Raw genomic sequence first — 17,943 nt, 5'->3', positions numbered from 1 at the left:
GTCAGCCGCCGTGACCGCGGTGCCGGACCGCGGTGACGCTGCCGAGGCGATGGCCTTCGAACTCCGCGCCGCACCGGTCGCCTGACGGTCACGATGCGCGTACGCTCCGGAGCGGGGCATTTGCGATCGTCTAAATCCGCGGGGCCCGGAGGTGTGACGAAATGATTAAAGTCCGGTCAATCGCCGCCGCGGCGGTGGCAGTCACGCTGTTCGGCACCACGGGCGCGGCCGGCGCGTCCGGCGGGACGCCATCCGTCGAGTCGCGGGTCAACGCGCTGCTGGCCCGGATGACGCTGGCCGAGAAGCTGGAGCAGCTGCAACTGCTGCCCGACTTCATGGTCACCGACGACGAGGTGCGCGACGGGCTCGGCTCCGCGTTCAGCCTCACCGACCCCGTGCGGATCAACCAGCTCCAGCACATCGCCGTCGAGCAGTCACGGCTGCACATCCCGATTCTGTTCGCCTTCGACACCATCCACGGCTTCCGCACCGTCTTCCCGATCCCGCTGGGCACGGCGAGCAGCTTCGATCCGTCGGTGGCCGCCGACGACGACCGGATCGGCGCGCGCGAGTCCGCCGCGGTCGGTCTCAAGCAGATCTACGGCCCGATGGTCGACGTGTCGCACGAGCCGCGCTGGGGCCGCATCGCCGAGGGTGCCGGCGAGGACCCGTACCTGGGCTCGGTCTTCGCCGCCGCGCGGGTCGGCGCGGCCCAGGGCAAGAACTACGCGGCGCCGGACAAGGTGATCGCCAGTCCCAAGCACTACGCCGCATACGGGCAGCCGGAGGGTGGCCGCGACTACAACACGACGGACCTGTCCGAGCAGCGGCTGCGCAACCTGTACCTGCCGCCGTTCCAGGCCGCCGTCCGGGCCGGCGCGGACACGGCGATGTGCTCGTTCAACTCGATCAACGGCGTGCCCGGCTGCGGCGACCCGTACACGGAGTCCGGGATCCTCAAGGGCGAGTGGGGGTTCGACGGCTTCATCGAGAGCGACTACACGGCCGTGGCCGAGATGCGAGCCTGCCCACCGGTCCGGCCCGACAGCGGACCGTGCGGTCACGGGGTGGCGGCGGACGGGCCGGACGCGGCGGCGCTGGCGCTCAACTCCGGCACCGACTCGGAGATGACCAGCACCTTCCTACGCGACTACGGCGCCGAGCTGGTGGCGCAGCACCGGATCTCGCCGAGCCGGATCAATGACGCCGTCCGGCGGATCCTGCGCGTGAAGTTCCGTGCCGGGCTGTTCGAGCACCCGTACGTGGACGTGTCCAAGGCCGAGGCGGCTCAGCTCCTGCCGGACGCGGTTGCCGCGGCCCGCCGGGCCGCCGGCCGGTCGATGGTCCTGCTGAAGAACACCGGCGCGACGTTGCCGCTGGACCCGGCCAAGAACACCGCCGTGATCGGCCCGCTCGCCGACGACGGCCACGCGATGCTCGGCCCGTGGTGGGGCACCGGCCGGGACGAGGACGCGGTCACCACGCTGACCGGGATCCGGGCACAGAGCACCGGGACCACCACGTACGCGCAGGCGTGCACCCTGCCGCACACCGAGCCGCCCGACTACGACCCGGCCGCGGACTGCACCACGGACGGGTTCGCCGACGCCGTCGCCACTGCCCGCAAGGCCGACCAGGTCGTGCTGGCGCTCGGCGAGTCACGCGAGATGAGCGGCGAGGCGGCCGCACGCAGCCAGATCGATCTCCCCGGCCACCAGCAGGAGCTGATCGACGCGATCGCGGCCACCGGCAAGCCCTTCGCCGTCGTCCTGTTCAACGGCCGCCCGCTCACCCTGGAACCGGTCGCCGCGTCCGCACCGGCCGTACTGGAGGCCTGGTTCCCCGGCGTGCAGGCCGGCAACGCGGTCGCCGACGTGCTGTTCGGCAAGGTCAACCCCGGCGGCAAGCTGCCGGTCTCGTTCCCCCGCCGGCTCGGCCAGGTGCCGATCTACTACAACCACGAGCCGACCGGCCGCCCGTGCGACACCACCCAGAAGTACGACTCGCGATACCGCGACTTGAACAGCTGCGACCCGCTCTATCCGTTCGGCTTCGGCCTGTCCTACACCACGTTCGCGGTGACGAACCTGCGGCTCAGCGCGGCCACCGTGGCGCCGGACAAACGGCTGACCGCCTCGGTGGACGTAACCAACACCGGCATGCGCGCCGGCGACGAGGTCGTCCAGCTGTACCTGCACGATCCGGTCGCGAGCATCTCGCAGCCGGTGCGGCGGCTACGCGACTTCGCCCGGGTGACGCTCCAGCCCGGCGAGCACCGCACGCTCAGCTTCACGCTGGACCGCGACGACTTCGGCTTCTACGACAACCAGGGCCGGTTCATCGTCGAGCCCGGCCGGATCGACGTGTACGCCGGCGACAGCTCGGCCGCGGAAATCACCGCATCGTTCACCGTGAAGACCCGCCGTTGATCTCGTCTCGCCAGGCGAGCCATCGGCGCAGCTCGGTGCGGTCGTAGTCGGGAGCGCCGCCGCTTCTTCCCCGCGCACGGAGCTTCAGCCGCCCCGGAGCCAGTGCTGGATGACCGTGGGCTCATCAGTACGCGATGTGCAGGCCGCTCACGGCGTGGACGTCGGTGAGCCCCCCGGTCGCGCCGGAGAAGCCGATCAGGCCGGCTTCCGGAATCCCGGCGACCGGGGTGGTGAACAACGCCGACCCATCGATGGTTACCACGAGGCTGCCGCCGGTGACGGCCACACTCACCTCGTGGGTTCCGCTCCGCAGGTTCGGTACCGCGGTGGAGGTGGTGACGAAGGTCGCGCCGGTGGCGGTGCCGGTCTGGATGCCGCCGAAGTTGTTCGACGTGACGCCGCTCTGTGCGTACGTGACGAAGGTGACCGCCACGCCGGTGAGCCCGGCGAAGCCCAGGCCGGCGCCGTTGCGGCCGACCGCGGACGGGGCGTTCCGGGCCGGGTCGAGAAGCATGAAGGTGAGGCCGTCCGCGCCGGTGCCGCCGCCGATCGCCATGGTGAAGGTCGCCTGCAGATGGGCGGTCGGCACCGGCGTGGCGTAGATGGCCGTACCGGCCTGGCCGGCGACCGCGGAGGTCAACTGCACGGTGCCGCCGGACAGCGTCGCCGACCCGTTCAGCGACCAGCCGGCGCCGGGCGCCGGCATGGCGGTGCGGCCGCTCACCACGTGGGCGTCGGTGATCGCGTGGACGTCGGTCAGGGCGCCGGTTCCGGCGGAGAAGCCGACGAGCGCGGTCGGCCTGAGTGCCGGGACCGCCTGGCTGAGCACATCCGTTCCGTCGATGGCGATGCCGATCGTGCCGCCGTCGACCGAGACCACCACATCATGGCTGCGCGCCCGCAGGTCGGGAACGTCGGTGGTGGACGCCAGGAGCGAGGCGGCGCCACCGGCCGTACCGGTCGCGATCCCGACAAGGTCCTGCGGGTAGGTCACGAACGACACGGCCACGCCGGGCAACCCGGCGAACCCGAGGCCCCCGCCCGCCCCTCCCGCGCTGGTCGGGCTCGCCGTTGCGGGGTCCAGCAGGACGAGCGCGGCGCCGTCGGCGCCGGTTCCGCCACCGATGGACAGGGTGAAGGAGGCGGTCAATCCGTCGGCGGCGACGGGTTGGGTGTACAGGGCCGTGCCGGCCAGCGACGTCGCCGCCGGCGTGAGGATCACCTGGGATCCGGCGACGTCGGCCGAGCCGTTGAACCGCCAGCCGGTTCCCGGCGGGGGCAGCTCGGTTGCGCCGGAGCTGATCGAGACGTCGTGCACCGCGTGCAGGTCGGTGGCCGTGCCGGTGCCGCCGGTGAACGCCGGTAGGACGGCCGGGGCGAGGCCGGGCACGTCGACCGACAGCCGCTGCGCGCCGTCGAGGAAGACGGTGATCGTCGTGCCGGAGACGGTTACGGTGACGCCGTGCGGGCCGCCGCGCAGGTTCGGGATGTTCGCCGAGGTGGCGACGTAGGTCAGCGCTCCCCCGTCGGCGCCGGTGCTGATGCCCACGAAGTTGTTCGCAGGATCCGCCCCGTTGTCGAACGTGTCGAGGGCGACGGCCACGCCGGGCAGGCCGGCCACGCCGAGGCCGCCACCACCGCCGCCCAGACTCCGGCTGTTGTTGCCGGATGCGGAGAGCAGGGCGAATGTCATGCCGTCGCCACCCGACCCGCCACCGATCTGCGCGGTGAACGACGCGGTCAGGCCGTCGCTGGGCACCGGCGTCGAGTACACCGCGGACCCGGCCAGACCTGTCGCGTTCGGGGTGAGGACCACGCTGGTGCCGGAGATCCGGGCGGACCCGTTGACGAACCAGCCGCCCTGGGTGATCGGCGGCAACGGTGTTCCGCCGGGCAGACCGGCGGCGGTGCCGATGACCGGGATGCTGTGCGCTCCCTGGCCGTCGTCCGAGCTGATCACGTACGTGTTGCTGAAGCTGCCGGAGACGGTCGGCGCGAAGGTGACGTCGACCTGCGCGGTGTCCTCGGGATTGAGGACCAGTCCCTCGGGCAGTGGCGTGTTCACGATGAACGGCAATGCGGGTGGCGCCGCCTTGGTGACGGTGACCGGAAGGTTGCCGGTGTTCGCCACGGTCAGTGTCCTGGTGGCGGATCCACCGACCGGCACGGCGCCGAAGCTGAGCGACTCCGGCGTGATGGAGAGCCGGGCGAGGCCGACGGCGCCGGCGCCGGTCAGCCGAACGGTGGCGTCGCCCCGCGGGCCGGTAACCGTGATCGACGACGTGTCGGTGCCTGCCGCTTCCGGCCGGTAGGTCACCGACACGCCGATGGACTGCCCGGGCCCGAGCACTGTGCCGACGATGGGCAGCCCGGCGGCGGTGAACGGCGCCGCCGGGCCGGTCACCGCCGTGACGGTCTCGTCCGTCGTGCCGGTGTTGGTGACGTTGACCGTCAGGTACTTGTCGGTGCCTACGGCGATGTCGCCGAAGTCCAAGGACGCCGGCGTCGCGGTCAGGCCGGGCTTGATGGCGTTGCCCTGCAGTCCGGCCCCGAGCGTCTGGCCGACGCCGCCCTCGATGACGGAGAACCGCAACGCCCCGGTGAACGAGCCCGGGGAGGTGGGGGAGAACGAGACCGGAACGGTGATCGTCTGGCCGGCGATCAGGGTGACCGGAAGCGCCGGCGCGGTGGCCCCGAACGGCGGCCCGGTGGTGCCGACGGCGGTGATGGTGACGGTGCGGGTGGCGGTCGCGCTCACCGTGGCGGTGCCGGTCTGCGAGACGAGTACGTCGCCGAAGGGCGTCTGTGTGGTTTGCAGCGCGGTGGTGGTGGGCTGCCCGAAGCCGTAGACGAACCCGTCGCGCGTGCCGACGTAGACACGCCCGTCGGCCGAGGCCGGTGTGGAGAACTTCGCGCCGGTGCCGATCGGGAAGGAGCGCAGCAGCGTGAGGTGACCGTTCGCCGGTACCGCGTCGTAGGCGCACAACCGCCCGTTCGCGCCGGATCCGCTGTCCACATTGGTCACCCACACCACCGCAGTACCCGGCGTGGTGCCGTCCGAGGTGACGATCGGCGATCCGGAGCTGTAGCCGAAGCTTTCCGAGCTGTTCCCGGCAAGCGACAACGTCGGCCGGTTCGATCCGTCGACACCGTACTTGAAGGCCAGCATGCTGCCGCTGTTCTGCACGACGTACACGTAACCGCCCTCGCCGCCGTACGCCGCGGGATGTCCCCAGACGCCGAGGTACGGCCCGAGCACCCGGATCACGTCATCGCCGCCACCGGCCCTCTGGTTCTTCCCGCCGAGGCGGTCGCGGTCGAGAACGAACAACCGGCCGTCCTTGCCGATCTGCACCATCAGGTGCGGCGTGGCCGCGGTGCCGAAGTACGGCGCGGGTAGTGCGACCGGGCCGCCCGAGCCGAGGTCCTGGTCGTTGCGGTCGAGCTGAGCGGCGTTGGCCGGGCTGAAGAAGTCCTTCGCGGAGATCGTGCCGTCGGCCGCGACGCCGAGCCGGACGACCGACTCGGACAGCTGCTGCGGCGGGTTGCCGCCGGGACCGTCCGGAGCCGTCACCCCGTTGCCGGTGGTCAGGAAGATGCGGCCGGGACCGTCTGAGACCAGGCCGCCGCCCGCCTGCCAGATGCCGGCCCCGCTGCTGGTGGCACCGACCTCGTCGGACCACACGCTGATCGCCCCGGTGGCGGTGTTCACGCCGGCCACCCAGCCGACGTAGTGGCCGTGGTCGCACATCGAGCCGAACGCCATGTGGACGCGGCCGTCCATCAGCAACAGCCCGGGCCGCTGATTCACGTCGTACGGCTGGAACGGGTGAGCGGGATCGTTGGACGGCGTGCCGACGATCTTCACCGGCCAGCCGGCTCGCTCCGCTCCGGATCCCACCTCGACCGCATGGAGATACCAGTGGGGATGCAGTACGTCGGGCCCGTCGTCGACCTTGGTGGTCAGATACACGTGGCCGGTCGCCGCGTCGTACACGCCGGTGGCCGTGTTGCCGACGGTGGGCGCGATGTCGGCGCAGCCGATGGCGCTGGCGGGCCAGGACGGCCCCAGGGTGCGCTGCCATCGCACCGCCCCGGTCGCCGCGTCCAGGCCGTAGACGTAGTTCTCCTCGGTACCGACGACAACGGTGCCGCCGATGACGAGGGGCTGGGCGTACACCTGGCCCTGGACCTTGGTCGCGAACAGCTGGCCGAAGGTCGTGCTCGTGATCGTGCTCGGCGCGAGCGCCGGCTCACCCCGGTCCCAGCCGGTGCGCAGGTTGTCCTGCGAGGCGGTGATGTCGTCGCCGACGGTGGGCGTCACCGTCGGCGGTCCACTGACGAGGACCCGCGCCACCGGTCGGCTCCACCTGGGCGGCAACCACTGCGATCGATGCCGTACGCGTTCCCCCACCGGCGAGCCCGCATCCCCCGAGAGTAGGGGTTGATCCGCCCGGCGTCGACAGTGCCGGCCGGACCGGGCCCGGCGATCAGCAGCGTGGACAAGGGGACCCGAGGACCTGTTCCGATGCCGTAGGCTGCCCGGTGATGTGGAGTCTCATCATCGGGCTGGTGCGAGCCCGTCCTGCCCAGACTCTGACGATGCTTGTCCTCACCGCTCTGGCCGCTGCGGTTGCCGCGGCGGGCCCCTGGTTCGCGTTCGCGAGCATGAGCTCCGCCGCCGCGGCTGATGTCGCCGCCGCCCCGGCCGAGCAGCGCATGGTGTCGGTCCGGCAGAGCATCCACATCGACGGCGATCCCCGTAGCGCCATCGATCGGTTCGCCGGGCAGGTTCGCGACATGGTCGCGTTGCCGTCGGCGGAACCGGTCACCGGTCTGACCCTGCCCATGAGCGTGGTCCGCGGTCTCCGGTCCGACACTCTGCCGGTGGCCTACCGGGACCAGTTCTGCGCCCACGTCCAGCTCCAGGGACCGTGCCCGGCAGCCCCGGGCGAGGTGGCGATCAGCGCCACCGCCGGTCAGCGGCTCGGGCTGCGGCCCGGCGACCAGGTGACCGAACGGGTCTCGCTGGCCAGCCCAGAGATCACTTTCCGGATCGTGTCGATCTACACCCCGGTCGAACCGGACGGGCCGTACTGGAGCAACAGCCTTTTCCGCGCGCTCACCGGCGTCGACCCGCTGTTCACGCCGATCGAGACGTTCCGGCAGGTCCCGTTGGCAAATCCCACGGTCACCTACGACGTGCAGGTGCCGGATGACCTGCTGCGCGCCGACGGCGGTTACGACCTGGCCTCGGTGCTGAACACCGCCGGCGCCCGGATGGGGCGCGAGCAGCGGTCACTGATCAACTCCAGCGGGCCGCTGCTGACCGCGGTGGCGCGGGACCGTTCGACAGTGCGCACCATGGTCACCGTCTCGCTGGTGCAGGTACTCATCGTGGCCTGGTTCGCGATCGGCCTGGCCGGCCGCTACACCGCGCGGGACCGGCGCGGGGACACCGCCCTGTTGAAGCTCCGCGGCGCCACCCCGACCGGCCTGCTCCAGCTGGCGTGGGGTCAGCATCTGGTCCCGCTGACCGCCGGAGCCATCGCCGGGCTCCCGCTCGGATTCCTCCTGTCCCGGCTCCTGGCGGGGCCGGTCGGCAACCCGTCCGATCGGCGGTCGGCACTGCTGTTGTCGGTCGCCGCGGCGATGGCGGTGCTGCTCGGCGGGCTGCTGCTGCTGGCCGTGCTGGAGGCGCTGGCCCAGCGGCGGCCGGTCGCCGAGCTGTTGCGCCAGACCACCTCGGGCCGCGGCGACTGGAAGTCCGGCCTGATCGATCTCCTCCTGCTCGCGGTCGCGGGGTTGGGGGTCTATCAGGCGCGGGTCGGCACCGACGCGGGCGGGTTGGCGTTCGCGGCTCCGGCCCTGGTCGCTCTGGCGGTGGCGGTGCTGCTGGCCCGGCTGCTGTTCCGGGTCGCCGACCGTGGTGGCGGCGCCGCCCTGCGGTCCGGCCGCCTGCGACTCGGTCTGACCGCGGCGCAGATGTCCCGGCGGCCCGGCACCGACCGGTTGTTCGCGCTGGTGGTGGTGGCGGTCGCGATGTTCACCACGGCGCTCGGCGGGTGGCTGGCCGACGGCGAGCACCGGGCCACCCGCAGTGCCGCCGAACTGGGTGCGCAGCGAGTGCTGACCGTGCGAGCGACCAACCGTACGGTCCTTCAGGAGGCGGTGCGTCGCGCCGATCCGCAGGGAAGACAGGCGATGGCGGTCGTCGTCGACACCACGCAACTGCCCGCCGTTCTCGCCGTCGACAGCCCCCGGCTGGCCGCGGTCGCCCGCTGGCGGCCCGACTTCGGCTCCGTCGCGACCCTGCCGTCGGCGACCGCCGACGACCCCGGTCCGGCGCCGCTGCCGGCCATCGTCGGTGACCGGCTGACCGTACGGGTGACGCACACCGGCGATGAACCGGCCGTCCTCGGGCTCGTGGCGCAACACGAGGGAACCGGCGCCGCGGTTCGGGTCTCCTTCGGGACGCTCGGGCTGGGAGACCGGACGGTCAGCGCCCCGGTGACCGGTTGCACCGTCGCGCCCGGCTGCCGCATCGTGCGCTGGGAGGTGACCGCCCCGCCCGATCGGCTGGGACGAATCCAGGCCGCCCGGTTCCCGACCGCGGTGACCGTACACGTGCTCACCCAGGCAAATCCCACCGCGACCATCCTGGATCCCGCAGCCCTGTCCGACATCGACCGCTGGCGCGGCGGCGCGTCCGGTGCGGCGATGACCATCGCCACGTCACCGGACGGCCTCCGGATCGCGGTCGACGAGAACCTGACCGGCTCCGTCACTGCCGACTACCGGGTCTGGGCCATCGACGTTCGGCAGCCCCTGCCGGTCGTGCTGAGCGGTGCGGTCCCGGACGACTGGAGGTTCGGGGAGCCGGGCCTGCCGCTGCTCGGCGATGGGATCACTCCGGTACGAGTGGCGGGCACCGCCCGGGCGCTGCCGGTGCTCGGCTTCGACGGGGTGCTCGCCGACCTCGACGCGACGCGGCGGATCATCGGTGACACCGCGACGGCGGGCACCTTCCAGGTGTGGCTGTCCCCGGACGCCGGGCCGGGCGTGATCGGTGCGCTCGAGCGCAACGGGCTGACCGTCCTCGGCGACGAGTCGGTCACCGGCCGGGCGAGCCGGCTGGCGCAGCACGGCCCGTCGGCCGGTTCCCGATTCGCGTTGCTGGCCACGACGATCGGGCTGCTGCTGGCGGCCCTGTCCATTGCGGTCGCCGGAGCGGTCGACTGGCGTACGCGGCTCAGCGAGGTGGCCACCCTGCGGGTGCAGGGCCTGCCGCACCGGGCCGCAGTCGTCGCCAGCTGGGCCGGTACCGCCGGGCTCGTCCTCACCGCCGTGGCCGGCGGCCTGCTCGCAGCGGTGCTGTCCCGGCCGCTCGCCCGTACGGTCGTGCCGCCGTTCACCGACGGGTGGGCCGTGCTCGCCCCGCCGGGCGCGCTGAGCGCCGCCGCGGTCGCCCTGGCCGCTCTGGTGTCCCTGATCCTGCTGGGCGTGGCCGGCTGGCTGTCGACGCTGGCCCTGCTGCGTCGCGTTCGCGAGGGGGCCCCGTGATCTCGCTCGTGCTCGCCATGCTCTGGTCCCGCCGCGGCCAGGCTCTCACCCTGGCACTGCTCGCGCTCTGCGCGGTCGCGGCCGCCGTCGCGGCGCCGGCCTATCTGACCGCGGCGGACCGGGCGATCGCCGTCGGGCAGATCGCCAACGCGAGCTCGGCCGAGCGCAGCCTGGCCATCGTCGGCGTGCAGAACGACCGCGACGTCGACAATCAGATCGACTTCGAGGACATCGGCTCGGCCCTGATCGAGCTGCCCGGGTTCTCCTACATCTACGCGGCCGAGTTCACCGCGATCGGCCTCGAGCCGGGCCGGGAGAATGCCAGCCGGCTGGTGTTCCGCCAGGACCTCTGCGCACACGTCCGGATGGTCAGTGGACGCTGCCCGGCGGCCGGGGGCGAGGTGATCGTCGGGGCGGCGACCGCGGCCCGTCTGCACCTGGCGGCCGGCGGGTCGGTCACCCTGCGGGCCGGCAAGTACAGCGACGATCCGAACAAGCCCGGCTACGTCCCGGACGGCAAGCCCAAACGGCTGGTGGTCACCGGAATCTACCGGGTTGCCGCGCCGGAGGTGACGTACTGGGGCACGCACGGGTACTTCACCGCGGTCTCCGGGCTCGGGCCGGGCGAGCCGATCTTCGCCAACGCGGTCACGTTCGACGCCATCGACCACGGCGACACCGCCAAAGCCATCGACGGCACGGCCGGGCCCGATGCGCTCGCCCCGGACAACCTCGGTGCGCTGCGGGGCGGCCTGGCCGCGCTCAACTCGGACCCGGCCGACCTGGGCACGTCGCTGCGGATCACGACCGAGATCCCGGCCATGCTCGACCGGATCGAAGCGGGCCGGGCCGCGGCCCATCTGCTGGTGCCCGTGCTCGCGGTACCGCTGGTGCTGCTCGCCTGCTTCAGCATCTTCCTGGCCGTCGGCTACGGCACCGAGGCCCGGCAGCCCGAGCTCGCAGTGGTCGCGCTGCGTGGCTCCCGTTGGTGGATCCGATGGTGGCTCGCGATCGGCGAGAACGTCGCCGCCGTGGCGGCGGGCGCGGTCGCCGGGTGCGTCGCCGCTCAACTAATGGTCAACGCCGTCTCGACCACCCGCCTCGGCGCCGGGGTGGACCCGGGCTGGAGCTCGTTGCGGTACGCGCCGTACGCCGCGCTCGCCGCCCTCGCCGCGGCCGTCCTCGCCCAACGGCGGCAACTGCTCCGCCCGGTCGCCACCCTGCTGCGCCGCAACGCTGTGGCCGGCCCGCGCGTGCCGGCCGTCGAGGCGGTGGTCGTGCTGCTCGCGGTCGCGGCCACGGTGCAGCTGGTGCTGTCCGACGGCACCCTGACCGGTGTCGGCCTGCTGGCGCCCGCCTTCCTCATGCTGGCCGTCGCGGTGCTGGCCGCCCGTCTGCTGCTGCCGGCCGTCACCCGGTACGCCGTACGCGCGCTCGACCGGGGCCACCTCGGCGCCGCCCTGGCCGCCTTCCAGCTGTCCCGTCGCCCGGGCGCCCAGCGGCTCTTCGCCCTCTTGGTCGCCACGGTCGCCGTGGCCGGGTATGCCGCCTGCGCCATCGACGTGGCCAACGGCGGCCGGCACGTGCAGTCCCGCCTCGGCGTCGGCGCCGACCGGGTCCTCGACGTCGGCAACGCGGTCTTCCGCAGCCAACTGCTGACCGCGGTCCGCAACGTCGACCCCGACGGCCGGTACGCGATGGCGGTCGTGCGGCTGCGCAAGCTCGGCCCCACCGAGCCGCCCGGCCTGGCCGTCGACGCGACCCGCCTGGCCGCGGTCGTGAACTGGCCGTCCGGTGACGTCCCGCCGGCCAGGCTGGCGAGCCGGCTGCATCCACCGGCCCCGGCGCCGCTGATCTTCCCGGGGTCACCGATCGCCCTCGAGGCCACCGGCAGCGGCCTGGAAGCGGCTCAGGGCCTGCGGCTCGAGGCCGCGGTCTCGTCGACCACGGGGGCCGGCGACTCGCTCGTCCAGCTCGGCCGGCTCCGCAACGGACCGTTCCGCTATCAGCAGCAGGTTCCGGCGTGCGAGACGGGCTGCCGGCTCAACGGCCTCCAGATCGTCCAGGGCGGCGCGGTCGGCAAGGTCACCGGCCGGCTGGTGGTCCGCTCGCTCAGCACGGCCGACCCGACCGGTCCGCTCACCGACCCGGCCCGCTGGCGGATGCCCCGGCACGGCACCGTCGGCACCGACCCGTCCGGCCTGAGCATCACCCTGAACGCGCCCGACGGCCTGCTCGGAGGCGCCTGGATCAGTCCAGCCGACACGCCGTACCCGCTTCCCGCCGCCTGGGCCGGCGCCGCCCCGATCGACGGGAGGATCACCGGCGTGGGCGGCGACCCGCAGCCGATCACACCGGCCGGAACGCTGTCGGCGGTGCCCCGGCTGGGCCGCCACGCGACCCTGGTCGATCTGGAATGGGCCGACCGCCTCGCCACGGACGCCGGCCGCGCCCTCGAACCGCAGGTCTGGCTGGGCCCGAGCGCGCCGGCCGACATCGTCGACCGGCTCTCCGCCCAGGGCCTGCAGATCACCGCCGATACCCGCACCGATCAGGTCGGCCGTCAGCTCGACCGGCAGGGCCCGGCGCTGTCGCTCTGGTTCTACGCCCTGGCCGGCGTGCTGGCGATCCTTCTCGGCGGCGGCGCACTGGTGCTGGCCGGCGCGGTGGACCGGGCTCGCCGGGTCGAAGACCTGTCGGCCCTGCGCAACCAGGGACTGAAACGGACGCCGCTCGGCCGGGCGACGAGCTGGACCTACCCGTTCCTGGTCGCGATCGCCACGGTGGTCGGGCTGATCACCGCGCTGATCGCGTGGCTGGCGACCGGCTGGGCCCTCCCGCTGGCCGGCATCGACCCGCCGGACCTGCCCATGCCGACCTGGCCTGGACCGCTCACCGTACTCGCCGCAACGGTGATGGTGTTCCTGTTCCTCGTCCTCGTGGCGGCCGCCACGGGGCAAAATCTGCGCCGCCGAGTCAACGGAAAGAAACGACCGGCATAAGGAACGTGCCCGGCGTGGTCCACCGAGATGCCCGCAAGAACTTGCACCCGACAGCGACCCGGTTCGCCTGCGGAGCGGTTGCCGACGACGTTGGAACGATCGTGGAACGCGAGCCGGCATCGCCGGTTGACCAGGGCTGGGCTGAACTCACCGGGCCGCTCTCGACGCCGGAGGCGACCCGGTCCTTATCGCGGGCTTGATCGAAGTTTCCACCGTCCGGGCGACCGCTACCGCCGCACTGCGCCAGAGCGCCGACGGATTCTCCGCTACGTGGTCCGGAAGAGCGTCCTGGCCTGACGCGCGCTGTCCGGGACCCCAGGTTCCCGAGTGTGCTGCCGCCTCCTGATCCTCCGCGCGGCAATCACCGCCTCGGCGGCCGAGGCGGCCAGGGTGTGCACGGCGCGAATCCCTGGAGGTTCTCGACGGTGAACCGGGTGGCCGAATTCGTGGCGTCATCGTAGGCCGCCCGCTTGTGACCTTGACTGAACTGGTTAAGGATAGTGGTGATTATCGATATGTTGCCGCGTGCCGGGAGGCCTGGACATGCGTCCCTCCAATCGCTTCGCCGCCTCCGCCACTGTCGGCGCCCTGGTGGCCACCCTCGGCGTGGCGCTGGCCGCGCACGCCGCCACCGCCGGCTGCTCGGTGACGTACGCGATCACCTCGCAGTGGCCGGGCGGCTTCGGCGCCGCCGTGTCCGTGACCAATCTCGGCGACCCGATCAACGGCTGGACGCTGACCTGGTCGTTCCCGGCTGGCCAGAGGGCGACCCAGGCCTGGAACGCGACGGTGTCGCAGAACGGCGGCCAGGTCACCGCCCGCAACGTCGCCTACAACGGCAGCGTGGGCACCGGCGCCGGCGTCTCCTTCGGCTTCAACGGCTCCTGGAGCGGCAGTAACCCGGCGCCGTCCGCGTTCGCCCTCAACGGCACGAGCTGCACCGGCGTACCGTCCTCGCCGTCGCCGACCGTAACGCCGTCGCCTACGCCGACCGTGACGCCGACGCCCACCCCGACGGCCTCGCCGGACGGCGACGACTGGCCGACCTATCACCGGGACAACGCCCGCGACGGCAACGCGCCGAATCTCGCACCGCTGTCGACGCTCGCGGTCGCCTGGACCGCCGCGCTCGACGGAGCCGTCTACGGCCAGCCGCTGATCGTGGGCGGCCGGCTCTTCGCGGCCACCGAGAACGACACCGTTTACGCGCTGAACCCGGGCACCGGTGCCGTGCTGTGGTCGGCCCACGTCGGCCAGCCCGAGCCGCTGTCCGATCTGCCCTGCGGCAACATCGACCCGCTCGGGATCACCAGCACGATGGTGTACGACCCGGTCACCAACCGGGTGTTCGCGGTGGCCGAGACCACCGGCGGCGCCCACACGCTGCTGGGTCTGAACGCCGCCACCGGGGCCGTCGAGGTCCGGGCCGCCGTCGAGCCGCCGCTGGGCGACGTCAAAGCGCACCAGCAGCGGGGCGCGCTGACCCTGCTGAACGGGCGGGTCTACATCGGCTACGGCGGCCTGTTCGGCGACTGCGGGCGGTACATCGGCTCGGTGGTTTCGGTGGCCACCGACGGCACCGGCAAGCTCAGCTACGCCGTGCCGACCACCCGCGAGGCGGGCATCTGGGGCACGGCCGGGGGCGTCGTCGACGGCGACCGGGTGCTGTACGCGGTCGGCAACGGCGAGTCCACCACGACGTACGACGGCAGCGACTCCGTCCTGGCCCTGTCGGCCACCCTGCAGCGGACCGACTTCTTCGCCCCGTCCGACTGGGCCACCCAGAACTCCGGCGACGCCGACCTCGGATCGATGAGCCCGGCCCTGGTCGGCCAGTACGTCTACGCCGACGGCAAGGCCGGCATCGGCTACGTGCTGCGGCGCGGCAACCTGGGCGGCATCGGCGGCCAGGTCGCGCAGCTGAACAACAACTGCCAGGCGTTCGGCGGCGCCGCCGTCGCCGGGAACACGGTGTTCCTGCCCTGCACCACCGGGCCGCGGGCGGTCACGATCGCCGCCGACGGCACGCCTCGGGAACTGTGGCGGGCCTCCGCGAGCGTGCCGGCCGAGGGCTCACCCGCGGTCGGCGGGGGAGCGGTGTGGGTCGTCGACTACCACGGAGGTGTGCTGTACGCCCTCGACCCGGCCACCGGCGCGCCGCTCGCCCAGGTCCGCGTCGGTCAGGCGCCCAACTTCACCTCGCCGACCCTATCCGGGAACCGTGCCTACGTCGGCACCCGCACCGGCGTCACCGCCGTCAACGGCGCCTGACCAACCCGTACGCCGTCGGTGTCGCCGTTGTTCGGAAAGCCCGGCCGCGCGGCTCGGGTGACCGGGCGATCCCGCACGCGCCGGGCTGGATCGGCGCCGTCGATGACCGGACCGTGCTGGTCGACCGCCCGGTAGACATTGCGCCACACGCCGTTGACGTTGACGTACGTCTCGTCGACGAACCGGCGGATACTGGCCACGGATCGGTCGGTGCGCAGCCCGCGCCAACGCATGTTCGTGGGGCACGTCTGGCACGGGCGGGTACTACGGACGAGCCGGCCGAGCTCGCGCTGCAGCTGGCGGAGCACGGCGTCGGTGAAGCCAGTGCCGACATGCCCGGCGAAGGTGAGCCGGTCATCGGCGTCGTAGACGGCCAGCAACAGCGAGCCGGGCAGGCCGACCGCCGGCCCTCGCCGGCCTTCCCGCCGATCACCAGCACTTCCTGCGTATTGATCAGCGAGACCTGCTCGTGCTCTTCGGTCTGCCGGCGCTGACCGTGGCTATCTCCTTGCTGCTCGGCGATTCCTTCACCACCGTCGACCCGGCCCGCCTGGTCGTCAGCCAGCTGGGGCTACTCGCCGCCAGCTTCTTCCTATCGCACGGCACTCGACGCAGCGCCAGCCGGGTTGGTGGGCGGCTGATCGCCTCACGTGCCCATCGATCAGAGCATCGGTCGGACGACCCGGGCCGGCGTCAAGAAGCAGCAGGGCCAGGACGGCCAGCTCGCCGCCGGCGGCGAGCGACCGCGTTTCACCGTCATGCATCAGTTCGAAGGCATCGCTGAACAGGCCGATCGACGCGGGACGTAGGTCGCCTCACGTGAGCGGATTTTCAAGTCGCTGAGACTGGCTGAGGCGGCACCCTCGCGGGGTCGTTAACCACTACCTGACCGTCGCCAACTCGACGCTTGGAGCGCGCTCAGCCCCGCTCGGCCGCCGGTTTCCGTGCGCCAGATGGTCATCAAGCACCTACCTGGCCAAGACGATGTGAGCCGGGCGATATCTCGCCAATGCCCTTGACGCGCATACCCCCAGGGGGTACATGATGGCGGCATCAATACCAGTACCCCCTAGGGGTATCAGACGAAGGAGCAATAGCAATGCCACACAGAAACCGGCGCTGGTGGGCCCTCGCCCTCATCGCCCTCGCCCAGTTCATCGTCATCATGGACACGTCGATCATCGGCGTGGCCCTGCCGAAGATGCAGAACGACCTCGGCTTCACCCCGAGCAATCTGTCCTGGGTGTTCAATGCATACGTCGTCGCGTTCGGCGGCCTGCTGCTGCTCGGGGGCCGGCTCTCCGACCTGTACGGCGCCCGCCGCATCTTCGCCACCGGCTGGGCCGTCCTGCTCGCCGGCTCGCTGGCTGCCGGACTGGCCGGCACCGTCGAGATCGAACTGGCCGCCCGCGCCCTGCAGGGCGCGGGCGCTGCGCTGATCGCCCCGTCCGCGCTGACCTTGCTGATGACGCTGTTCGGCGCCCGGCCGGCCGAGCTCACCAAGGCTCTCGCCCTGTACGGCGCGGCCGCCCCGGCCGGCGGCACCGCTGGCGTCTTCCTCGGCGGCGTCATCACCGAATACGCCAACTGGCCGTGGGTGTTCTACCTGAACATCCCTATCGCCACCGTCGCCTTGATCGCCATCCCGGCACTCATGCCCGCCGGCGGCGCCCGCCGCGGAAGCCTCGACGTCGCCGGCGCGCTCACAGTCACTGCTGGGCTCGCCATGGCCGTGTACGCCATCGTCCGCGCGCCCGAAATCGGGTGGAACTCCGCCCAGACCTGGCTCACCCTTTCCGGAGCGGCGGTACTGCTCGTCGGATTCCTGGTCATGCAGGCCCGCCGCCGAGAACCGCTGATGCGGCTGTCCATCTTCGCCAACCGCGACCTGTCCGCCGCGAACCTCGCCCAGCTGCTGCTCGGTGCCGCGTGGATCCCGATGTGGTTCTACCTCAACCTCTACCTGCAGCAAGTCCTCGGCTACAGCGCCTTCCCGAGCGGCGCCGCGCTGCTGCCGATGACCCTCCTCATCATGCTCGGCATGATCGCCCTCGCACCCCGGGTGATCGGCCGTTACGGACCGAAGACGACCCTTGTCACCGGCCTCGTCATGCTGGCCGCCGGGCTCGGCTGGCTCGCCCTGATCCGACCGACCGGTAGCTATCTGACCGACGTGCTGCCCGCCTCCCTGGTAACCGCGCTCGGCATGGCCCTAGCGTTCATCCCGTCACTGGGAACCGCCCTGTCCAGCGCCCGGCCCGAGGAGGGTGGCCTGGCCTCCGGCATCGTCAACACCAGCTACCAGATCGGCTCCGCCCTCGGCCTGGCCGCCATGACCGCGCTCGCCACCGCACACGGCGCCGACCAGCTCGGCAACCAGGCCGAACTCACCAACGGCTACTCCGCAGCGCTGCTCGGGGCCGCCGGCATCGCCGCCGTGGCGGCCGCCCTTGCCGCCGTCACCCTCACCGGTCGCGGTGGCGCTCCCGCCACCTCGGAACCCGACAGCGCGCCGGCCACCCGATGACCCCCGGCTGCTGTCCCGGGGGGGGGGGGGGGGGGGGGGGGGGGGGGGGGGGGGGGGGGGGGGGGAGGAGAAGAAACACACCCCAAAACAAAAAAAAGAATAGGGGGGGGTTGGCCGGCCCTAAACCCCGCAAACGTAGGGGGGAGAGGCG

The 17,943-nt window shown here is 72.2% G+C and carries 8 protein-coding genes; 6 read left to right on the top strand and 2 right to left on the bottom strand.

Going from position 1 to position 17,943, the window contains the following annotated elements; genetic code table 11:
* Positions 1-161 precede the first annotated feature (161 nt).
* A complete protein-coding gene (gene bglX / locus ACZ6TB_RS22580; RefSeq protein WP_465556585.1) occupies positions 162-2,429 on the top strand; it encodes a beta-glucosidase BglX in 2,268 nt (755 codons plus the stop codon).
* Positions 2,430-2,553: 124 nt separating this feature from the next.
* Here the strand turns inward: bglX and ACZ6TB_RS22575 are convergent, their stop codons facing one another.
* A complete protein-coding gene (locus tag ACZ6TB_RS22575) occupies positions 2,554-6,786 on the bottom strand; it encodes a choice-of-anchor D domain-containing protein (RefSeq protein WP_465556583.1) in 4,233 nt (1,410 codons plus the stop codon).
* Positions 6,787-7,031: 245 nt separating this feature from the next.
* Between ACZ6TB_RS22575 and ACZ6TB_RS22570 the strand changes: the two genes are divergently transcribed.
* From ACZ6TB_RS22570 to ACZ6TB_RS22560, 3 genes are all read left to right on the top strand, one after another.
* On the top strand, positions 7,032-9,992 hold the full coding sequence (locus tag ACZ6TB_RS22570) for an FtsX-like permease family protein (protein WP_465556581.1): 2,961 nt from the start codon (positions 7,032-7,034) through the stop codon (positions 9,990-9,992).
* Positions 9,989-12,994 (top strand): hypothetical protein, encoded by a 3,006-nt coding sequence (locus ACZ6TB_RS22565; RefSeq protein WP_465556579.1) that lies wholly within the window; start codon positions 9,989-9,991, stop codon positions 12,992-12,994. Before ACZ6TB_RS22570 ends, ACZ6TB_RS22565 begins: the two co-directional genes overlap by 4 nt.
* A gap of 543 nt (positions 12,995-13,537) precedes the next feature.
* Positions 13,538-15,265: a cellulose binding domain-containing protein gene (locus ACZ6TB_RS22560; RefSeq protein WP_465556577.1), complete on the top strand. Its 1,728-nt coding sequence runs from the start codon at positions 13,538-13,540 to the stop codon at positions 15,263-15,265.
* Here the strand turns inward: ACZ6TB_RS22560 and ACZ6TB_RS22555 are convergent.
* Positions 15,220-15,645 (bottom strand): ATP dependent DNA ligase, encoded by a 426-nt coding sequence (locus ACZ6TB_RS22555; RefSeq protein ID WP_465556575.1) that lies wholly within the window; start codon positions 15,643-15,645, stop codon positions 15,220-15,222. The genes ACZ6TB_RS22560 and ACZ6TB_RS22555 overlap by 46 nt on opposite strands.
* A 270-nt stretch (positions 15,646-15,915) precedes the next feature.
* On the opposite strand from ACZ6TB_RS22555, the gene ACZ6TB_RS22550 reads away from it, so the two are divergent.
* Both ACZ6TB_RS22550 and ACZ6TB_RS22545 read left to right on the top strand, forming a co-directional pair.
* Entirely contained in the window at positions 15,916-16,074 is a 159-nt protein-coding gene (locus ACZ6TB_RS22550; protein ID WP_465556573.1) for a hypothetical protein, read from the top strand.
* Positions 16,075-16,364: 290 nt separating this feature from the next.
* Positions 16,365-17,792 carry an MFS transporter gene (locus ACZ6TB_RS22545; protein WP_465556572.1) on the top strand — a complete coding sequence of 476 codons (1,428 nt, stop codon included), beginning with the start codon at positions 16,365-16,367 and terminating at the stop codon, positions 17,790-17,792.
* Positions 17,793-17,943: the final 151 nt, after the last annotated feature.

It is taken from the genome of Actinoplanes sp. NPDC051537, assembly GCF_055586105.1.
This window is presented reverse-complemented; position numbering and strand designations above follow the sequence as displayed.

Coding starts and splice junctions, on each gene's coding strand:
- ACZ6TB_RS22570 (WP_465556581.1), top strand. CDS start 7,032: ATGCTTGTCCTCACCGCTCTGGCCGCTGCGGTTGCCGCGGCGGGCCCC.
- ACZ6TB_RS22560 (WP_465556577.1), top strand. CDS start 13,538: ATGCGTCCCTCCAATCGCTTCGCCGCCTCCGCCACTGTCGGCGCCCTG.
- ACZ6TB_RS22545 (WP_465556572.1), top strand. CDS start 16,365: ATGCCACACAGAAACCGGCGCTGGTGGGCCCTCGCCCTCATCGCCCTC.
- bglX (WP_465556585.1), top strand. CDS start 162: ATGATTAAAGTCCGGTCAATCGCCGCCGCGGCGGTGGCAGTCACGCTG.